This is a genomic window from Nostoc sp. T09, assembly GCF_002154695.1.
In the GTDB taxonomy this organism is placed as follows: domain Bacteria; phylum Cyanobacteriota; class Cyanobacteriia; order Cyanobacteriales; family Nostocaceae; genus Aulosira.
The window spans coordinates 405-6,611 of record NZ_MTAV01000207.1 but is presented as its reverse complement, the minus strand read 5'-3'; the positions used below and the strand labels follow the sequence as shown (position 1 = coordinate 6,611).

3 protein-coding genes are annotated in these 6,207 nt (G+C 44.3%); all 3 read left to right on the top strand.

Going from position 1 to position 6,207, the window contains the following annotated elements; all coding sequences use genetic code 11:
• The first annotated feature begins 12 nt into the window (after positions 1–12).
• The 3 genes from BV372_RS38255 (at position 13) to BV372_RS31515 (ending at position 6,189) form a co-directional block, all read left to right on the top strand.
• Positions 13–4,008 (top strand): ATP-binding protein, encoded by a 3,996-nt coding sequence (locus BV372_RS38255; protein WP_086690957.1) that lies wholly within the window; start codon positions 13–15, stop codon positions 4,006–4,008.
• Positions 3,921–5,117: a hypothetical protein gene (locus tag BV372_RS31520; RefSeq protein ID WP_086690956.1), complete on the top strand. Its 1,197-nt coding sequence runs from the start codon at positions 3,921–3,923 to the stop codon at positions 5,115–5,117. The genes BV372_RS38255 and BV372_RS31520 overlap by 88 nt, the downstream gene beginning before the upstream one ends.
• A gap of 100 nt (positions 5,118–5,217) precedes the next feature.
• The gene (locus BV372_RS31515) at positions 5,218–6,189 is read left to right on the top strand and encodes a D-glycerate dehydrogenase (protein ID WP_086690954.1); all 972 of its coding nucleotides are present in this window, start codon (positions 5,218–5,220) and stop codon (positions 6,187–6,189) included.
• The last annotated feature ends 18 nt before the right edge of the window (positions 6,190–6,207 follow it).

The following is a 6,207-nucleotide window of genomic DNA, read 5'->3' as shown; positions in this document are numbered from 1 at the left end:
GCACTGGGGCAGATGCAAGCCAAAGACTTTGCCGCCAACGTCGCCGCACTCCTCAAAGATGCTGACTCTAATGTCCGTAGTGCCGCCGCTAATGCACTACCAAAGCTAGCTCCCCAAGGTTTACCTGCTATTGTGCAAGTTCTAAATGCGGTGCGCTATTATCCCTCAGATGTTAATCAGTTGAGATTTTTAGCCCATTTTATTGGTGGTGGCAACCAAGATGTAGAAACTTTAATGCAATGGGTTGGCAAGCCCAAGACTACACCAAAGAATTTGACTGCTGATAAGGGTAGAAAAATCATGGAATTGTTCAAGCAAGCCTGGAAACTTAGTGATTCTCTTCCAGAATTGCCGCAAGAACTGGCACAAGAAATTGCTGTAGTTGCCGACTTAGTTCATTGGCAAGCACAGGATATCAGGTTACTAGAACGTCACCATAACAACCTTAAAACTGGTAGTTACAAACAAGCTGACACTGTGCGGCGTGTCATTGATAATCTAGAATTTTGGAAGTGGTTTTTCCTTGCCAGAAACATCATCCTGATTCACCTTGTCATTTGGCTTACCCTCATCCTTGCCTACCCTAAATTTACCCAAGTTCTCGCACCTTTATTCTGGCATCCTTGGGCAAGGAGAATTCTCGGTTTCGGTTACATCGGCTTACTCTTAACTTGGGTTCCTTGGCTGCGTCAAAGATTGTTGCAACCATTTAAACCTGTGCTGCTAGCAGATGCAGGGTTAGATAATTTCGTTGAGCAAGCTTATTTTGGTGAGTCTTTTGTCAAAGTTCCACGAGGTAGCACCTCATCTCTAACCCCTCCCCGCCAGCGCCGTGTACACACATTTCTACACAGGCTGCAAAAATCATCTGATCCCCCTAAATCCCCCTTAAAAAGGGGGACTTTGATTGCGCTTCCCCCGTTTTTAAGGAGAACTTTAACTCCGATTCCCCCCTTTTTAAGGAGAACTTTGATTCCAATCCCCGCCTTTTTAAGGACTTTGGCTCCAATCCCCCCCTTTTTAAGGGGGGTTAGGGGGGATCAAAACCTTATTGCACCACTTGAGAGTACTCATACACCAGAAATTCAACCCATTACCCAAGCAATCCCAACTCTGCAAGGGCAAATTGTCTTAGAAGGCGAGTCTGGTTTAGGTAAATCGATGTTTCTCCGCCATTTGGTAAACAACTCCCAGCGCATCTTTGTTTACCTCCCCGCCCAAAAGTGTGACAAAGGCGTACTGGAGGCAATTTATGCCAAGCTACGGGGACAGGTAGACGATGCCAAGTTTCTGAAAAACCTGATTTACAATGGAGCCTTAGATATCTGCATCGACGGACTCAACGAAGTCACCGCCGACACGCGGGCGAAAGTCTCCCAGTTTGCAGAAAGCTATTTCCGGGGCAATATGATTATGACAACCCAGCCCCTAGAGTGGATACCGCCTTCTACAGCTAAGAAATATGAATTGCAACCGTTGCAGCGCCAACAAATTCAGCAGTTTTTGCTTTCTCGTCATCAAAAATTGGGGGCTGAGCGAAGTCGAAGCCCAGAAGTAGGGTGTGTTATGCCGCAGGCTAACGCACCATCCGAGATTTCTGGTGCGTTAGGACTAAAGTCCATAACGCACCCTACGCAGACTGAATACGAGCAAGCCTGTTCCCACTACCTTGCCGAAGCTTTCAACGAACAACAATCACCAGAAGATTTAGCCGCAGCCAAGCGCATTCTTTCCAACCCAATGGATTTAACGCTGGTTGCCCTGATGCTATCACAAGGACAGCAACCAAATTTGTTTCGCCTGCAAGAACAGCAATATCAGCTAATGGCGGCGGAATACCTGCGAGAATGGCATCACGAATTTCCTTTAAAGAGATTCTCTCAGGCAGTTTACCAAATGCGGCTGAATGATGAAAGCACCATACCCGCTGAGGATTTTAAACCAGAATTAACTAGTCTGGAAGATGAAAAATATAAGATGGTCATCAGCCGTCAATGGGAAAATGACAAAGGCGAAGCGCAAAAAAGCTGGTATTTCCGCCACGATAAAATTATGGAGTTTTTCTTGGTGCAAAACTTTCTCGGCAAAGGTGAAGCAGTTCAAGAAAGAGTTAATCAACACATTAACGACCCCAGGTTTCGCGGCGTCTATCTGTTATTAGCTAATTTACTGCCTTTAGATGCAGCTGTAGGACTGCGAGAAAGAATCATTGAATATGGAGCTAACAGCAAAGACCATACATTAAGCGATAAATTTATCCAGTTAGTACAATTACGCTTACCTTCCAAATGGGTACAAGACAGTAAAGTTAAGCAATTTTTACAACAACATGAACAGCAAAATCAATCTTTAGATTTGTTAGCGAAGTTTTTAGAACAAGTTGATGCCAAGGTAAAGCGGGAACAAGAACACCTGATTATCGAATCAATCGCCAGCAGTTTGAGCAGTTACGCGCCGTTCCCTGTTTTAATTACTGTTGATACACCCACTGATAAAGATATCATCGACCTGGTGAAACTTGCCCAACAATTAACCACAGAACGCACAGAAAAAGCTGGTTTGTTAATCTACAAACTTCCGCCAGATACCACAGCCAGAATGGAAATAGCGAAAGTGCGGTTACGCGATTCTTTTCTGCTCATTCCCATTCCTTTAACATCAGTAGAAAAAGCCTTACCCAATAAATATGAATGTATCGGTTTATTGGAAGAATATATTGATAGATACCTCCAACGTGCTGATTTCTTTGATGACAAGAACGCCATTACTGACACCTTATCATTCTTCGGTCGCACAGAACTTTTACAACGTTTGGGAGAAGAATTACTGCGATATCAAGGAGTAGGCTTATTTGGACTACGCAAGTCAGGTAAAACCTCGGTGCTGCTTCAGTTAGGCTTTATGCTGCGGGAACATCCCATAGTCCACATTGATTTGCAACGCTATGGCGGCTCTCGCTACGGTGCAGCTTTATTTAATGATATTATTCAACATCTATCTAACTTAGAAAGTGAAGCTACCCTTCCCCAGTTTGCACCTTTGGCTTTAGATAAACCAGCCACCGAATTAACTGGTGAATTTATTCAACGAGTGAATAAATTTACCCGTAGTATTCAAAAAAATAATAAATATAAATTGCCCATTCTCTGCTTTTTAGATGAAGTAGAAAGAATTATTCCCACACCAGAAGATAGCCGCGAAAAAGCTGAAGAATTTAATGCTTGTTTTGGAGCATTGCGGGTGTTATGTCAACAACAACGGCAAATGTCACTGCTAATTGCTGATGTCCATCCCGATTGCAACCGCATTAATTCTTGGACACAACCAGGAGTTGCCACAAATCCGGTATTTAGCTTCTTCAAAGAAATCTTTTTACCGCCTTTCTCGGAGGAAGAAACTCAAGAAATGCTGGTGAATCTGGGGAAATTAATGGGGTTAGAACTTGATGCAGCCACACCGCAACAAATCCATTATCAAAGCGGTGGGCATCCGTTTGTTTCTCGCCAATTAGCTCGCTTTTTCACACAGAAGTTTCAAGATAGTTATGGCAATGTGCTAATTGAATGGTCAATAGTAGAGCCATATTTAGCCAGAACCTTAACTCAAAGTGGTGAGTTAAAAAATTACCTAGAAAAAAGCATTTGGGAAGACTTAGAAAAACGCGACTTTCAAGTTGCAATCTCTATTCTGCGTGTCATGGCCTGTAACGAATCTTTCCGCGACAGAATACCACAACTAACCTTACTCAACCACCTGAAAAGCCAGTTCACAACCAACCAATGCTTAGATGCTTGTAATTGGCTCACAAATGTTGGATTGTTGTATCAGGAGGAAGTGGAGCATCAGGATTTCTACCATATCCGAATTCCTCTCTTATCACGGTGGATTCAAATGCAAATGACAGCAGAGGAAAGCGAACAATGCCGGATTTTGATGGAGAACGACCCTTTGATAACTACCGCGTCGCCATTACAGACCCCTCCCACTTCTTCGGACGCAGCAACTTAATTAATACCATCCTCAAATCTCCCTTTCAGGTGCGGATACTTTTAGCCGGAAGGCGTTTAGGTAAAACCAGCGCTTTACGTGCTGTCGAGTGGAACTTACTTAATCCTCGTAGCAATTATCCCCGCCGCGCCTTCCCTGTATTAATTAACCTCCAATTAGAACAACCCAAAGACTTAGACAACCTGCGTTACCTCCTCATCGCCAGACTCCGCGAAGCTATAGAACGCTGGCGACAAGTTCCTTTAGCAGAAATTCGCCAAATGTACCGCGAGTTTCTTGGCAAAATTACAGGTGGTGAAGTTACCCTCAAGTTCCTCAGCCAAGCAGATATTAAATTAAATTTTACTAACCCCGACACCGAAAAGCGGTTAAATAACGATAGCTTTCGGTTAGCTTTCTTAAAAACTACAGAAGAACTGCGAAAGCTAAACTTTCAAGGCGTTTGCTTCCTCATCGATGGCGCTGAGTTTATTGTCAAACAAACTTGGGCAAATGACGCTTGGGCTTACCTACGTGGTTTAAAAGATACCGATATCGCCATTAAATCTTGCTTGGGTCTATTACTCTCTGGTTATCGAGACTTAAAAGAATATCAGCAGCGTGTCGGTTCGCCGTTATTAAACATCGCCGAAATCGAATGGTTAGCCCCCTTAAGCGAAGAAGATACCAAAAAACTGATATGCGATCGCGCCGAACAAGAAAACATTCCTTTAAATGACGATAAAATTACCTCAATCATCGAATGGTCAGGATGTCATCCCTACCTAATCCAACAATCACTCAACATGATTTTTGACTCCAACCAGCAAGACTCCCGCGCCAATCTCATCGATGAACTGCTACAGCATCACGATAACGATTTCTCCGCCTGGTGGAACGCCGAAAAATACTCTGGTTGCTTTAGCGAAGACGAACGCACAGTTTATTTTGCCTTAACTCAAAACCCCAAAGCCACCCTCCAAGATTTAGCAAATTATACAGGCTTCAGCCGAGCCAAAGTTTCCGAAGCCTTAGAAGTCATCGCTGGTACTGGTGTAATCCGCCCCTTAGATGATGACTTTTATACCGTAGGCTCTCGCCTGTTTGCAGAATGGGTGAAGCAGCAGTGAGGAGAGTGTGGGGAGGGTGGGGAGACATGGGACAAGGAGGATAAAAGACTCTTGACCAATGACAAATGACCAATGACAAATGCCAAATGACTAATGACAAATGACAAATAAAGTCTTTATAACTCGCCGTCTACCTACTGATTTAGCACAACTAAATGCGATTGCATCTGTAGAAGTTTGGCCGGAACGTCAACCGCCGCCTTACGAGATTTTGCTGCACAAGGTGAAGGAGGTAGATGGGTTGTTATGTCTGTTAACTGACCGAATTGACGAACAATTAATAGCAAGTTCTTCGCTGAAAGTCATTAGCCAGATGGCTGTAGGTTACGATAACATCGATGTCGCGGCGGCTACAGCACAGAAGATTCCTGTGGGTAATACTCCTGGTGTATTAACAGATGCTACCGCAGATTTAACCTGGGCGTTACTCATGGCGGCTGCACGGCGAGTTGTGGAAGGCGATAGATTTACCCGCGCTGGTTTGTGGCAAACCTGGGAACCCGATTTATTACTAGGGCCGAATGTTGCAGGAGCTACTTTAGGGATTATCGGCTTCGGGCGCATTGGACAAGCCGTTGCTCGTCGTGCCCAAGGTTTTGACATGAGAATTTTGTATACAAGCAGACATCGCTCACAGCTAGATGTAGAGAAATCTCTTAGTGCAGAGTTTGTAGCGTTAGAAACTTTACTGCAAGCATCCGACTTCATCAGCATTCATACACCTGGCGCTGATGACACCTATCATCTATTGGGCGATCGCCAGTTTGCTTTAATGAAGCCATCAGCCATTTTAATTAACACCGCAAGGGGAACAATCGTTAACCAAGAGGCATTGTATCGAGCACTTTCGCAAAAGCAAATCGCCGCCGCCGCCTTGGATGTCACAGAACCGGAACCGATACCGATGGACAGTCCTTTGCTGTCATTAGAGAATTTAATTATTACACCCCACATTGGTAGTGCCAGCCGCCAAACACGCGCAAAAATGGCAGACATTGCGATCGCAAACCTGATCGCTGGATTAAAAGGCAATCGCCTTCCTCATTGCGTTAACCCAGAGGTATATCGTTAAAGTAGGGCGGGCATTGCT